Source organism: Parachlamydia sp. (assembly GCF_050255895.1).
Taxonomy (GTDB): domain Bacteria; phylum Chlamydiota; class Chlamydiia; order Chlamydiales; family Parachlamydiaceae; genus Parachlamydia; species Parachlamydia acanthamoebae.
On record NZ_JBFWIR010000120.1, the window covers coordinates 1 to 2551 of the forward strand.

The 2551-nt window shown below is 37.6% G+C and carries 2 protein-coding genes and 1 pseudogene; 2 read left to right on the forward strand and 1 reads right to left on the reverse strand.

All coding sequences use genetic code 11. From position 1 onward, the window contains the following. Positions 1-1138 (forward strand): annotated as a pseudogene (locus AB7E63_RS13315) (hypothetical protein); the annotation flags it as partial. Between the two features lie 2 nt (positions 1139-1140). Here AB7E63_RS13315 and AB7E63_RS13320 read toward each other — a convergent pair. After that, complete coding sequence (locus AB7E63_RS13320; protein WP_006342324.1) at positions 1141-1965, reverse strand: DNA/RNA non-specific endonuclease; 825 nt, start codon at positions 1963-1965, stop codon at positions 1141-1143. Between the two features lie 248 nt (positions 1966-2213). Here AB7E63_RS13320 and AB7E63_RS13325 point away from each other — a divergent pair, with 248 nt between their 5' ends. Next, positions 2214-2453, forward strand: coding sequence for a hypothetical protein (locus tag AB7E63_RS13325; protein ID WP_237753833.1), 240 nt, complete (start codon positions 2214-2216; stop codon positions 2451-2453). Positions 2454-2551: the final 98 nt, after the last annotated feature.

Genomic DNA, 2551 nt, shown 5'->3' on the forward strand with positions numbered 1-2551 from the left:
CATTGTCAGCAGAACCGCGGATTCTAAAGAAGGGATCAATGAAAGTGCTCAGCTAGAAAAAATCACAGGACAGCTGAAGGCTGTTGTCTCTCGTTACTTGCGCCAGACAAACCCTCAATTCGATAAGCTAGAATTTTGGGATGAGAACAACTTACCTCAATTTGCCCAATATGTGGTGGGTGAAGTGAATATTTTTAATGAAGTTCGTAATTTGTATATCAAAAACAAGCAGATCTATTTCCAAGCTATGTATGAGCCACTTGAAAAAATAACGGGAACTGCCAAAATCCTGAACGCATTTGATGATTTAGCAAGTGCCATCAATACTTTAATTGATAAATTGCCGGAGGGTGTTGAACTCGAAGGAAAAACAGATTTAATTGAAGATTTGAAACAATTAAAAATAGATGCGGAAACTCAAAAAGCAAATCTCCTTCGAAAGCTGACAGATCACGAACGTTTTTTACCTGAGCAAACTTCAAAATCTAATATGGGTTCCAAAGGAGTCAAAGAACAAGTCAAAGAGCTTCAGCAAGAAAAAATGAAAGCAAAAGAAGTGGAAGAAGAGGAGCCTGCAAATCGCCGTAAAATCCCTCCTGGTCAAAAAAGAAATTACATCCCTTTAAATGTGGATGCTTTGTTTCAATCCTCACGCTTTTCAATTGAACAAGATCCCGAAATACTCAATGCTCCATTTGATCATTTACAAATTTCGCGTGAAGCACAAGAGATAATGAAAAAAATGGATGTTCATAAGGGCGATCCTTTACTTTATTTAGCTGTTGCAAAAAATGACAGTGGAAAACCAGTCTACACAATGATTAGTAAACAGGATTATCATCAAACAATTTTCCCTGCCCTACGAGAAGGTCATGTAGATGAGGAATTGCACATTTTTAGTGTGAATACAAATGGATTTAGTCAAATCGATGGGACTTCCAAATTTACAGGCAAATTGCCATCTACATTGATGGCCTTCAAATGTTACTTAGGAATCAAAGAATACCCATCTGATGATTTAAAAGAATTACAACATTGGGTTCAATCGCTCTCTGAAAGGCGTCGAGAAGAGTTGAATGCCTTTTTAAAATTAAAGGGCACTCAGACTCTCTACGACCTCATACAAGAGCTGGGTTAAGCTTACTGAAACAATACCCCGGAAACTTTCTCGACTTCCTGTATGGTTGTTTTGAATTGATGAAGGGGTATTTCTTTGGCAATTTGTTGGTTAGGCAGTACATAGGCCTCTGTCTGCATTCTTCCCGCACTTGTTTCCTTGGCAATCACTTTGAAAAAATGAGTCGGCACTGCAACATTATTGGGTCCAATCACTTGATATTTGACGTATTTTTTCCCATTTTCTTCCACTTGCGGCAAAAATAAGGGCCCTGTAAGGACGTGTACAGATTTGCAACTTTTTGTTAAATCCCTCACATATTTTTCCATCTTTACCCAATATCCGCGATTAAATTGTGCAACTTGAGGACTCATATTCGACAAATAAAAAGTATCTCGCATGGCCTCAACACTGACGCGATGATCTGCTGCGGGAGCGAGATGTCCCCGATCAAATCCCGATCCTTTGAAGTCTTCTAATGTATTTTGAAAAATTTTTGGAATACGTGGATCTTCCTGAAACGGAAAATGATCGCGACTAACCTTTCCTTTTAAACAGTCAGATGTCAAACATTCGTATACCCACTGCGCATTGCGTGTTCTTCCATCGTACTCTAAAGTATAGCCTGGACGCTCAATTGTGATGGCTCCTCGCGGAGAAAAAACGGTAGCAAAAGATTTAGGATTATTCATTGAAGCTTCTAATGAGACATTAGCGATAGAAGATTGAGGATCCTCAAATTGAATTCCTGTCAAAAATCCCAACATAAAGGCCACACTTGCGACCATAAAAAATGTTCCGTATTTACGCATCATTGTCAATTTTGTCTTTTTTTCTGAATATTTCATTCTCGCTCTCAATTTTTTATTTACAAACACTTTTTCACATATCCTTGAAAGTCATAGAATAACAAAAATAGCCTCTAATGACAATAAAGACGGGGAAAACAAAAATCATCCACCTGCATAAAAAAAGATTTCTTTTGCTTGCCTTATTTTAAATGATCATTTAGCCTTCTTGGAAGTTTTAACCTTCACGACTACGTGAAAAGATAGCCTGATCATTTTTTTATGAGATATTTAACAGGAGTTTAGTTATGTGCAATCCTTACGATCCGTCATCAACAATAAGCCAAGGATTTGACTTTCCAGATACGGACTACCCCTTTCATGACTGCTTTGCATCCTTTGCAAAATCAAAAGCTAATACAAGCAAACCAAAAGAAGAAGTTACTAAAGTTCATAAAGTTGCAGAAGCTTCTTTTGAACTCAGAAATAGCACTGGATCCGTTAATACACCCAAATCTAAGAGACTTTCTCTGAATTTAAAAGTTTAGTATAGTTTATGACTCCACAAGGAGTCTATTATGAACCGCAAATCTTATCCGAGCGACCTAACCAATAAAGAATGGGCTCAAATCGAACCGATACTTTA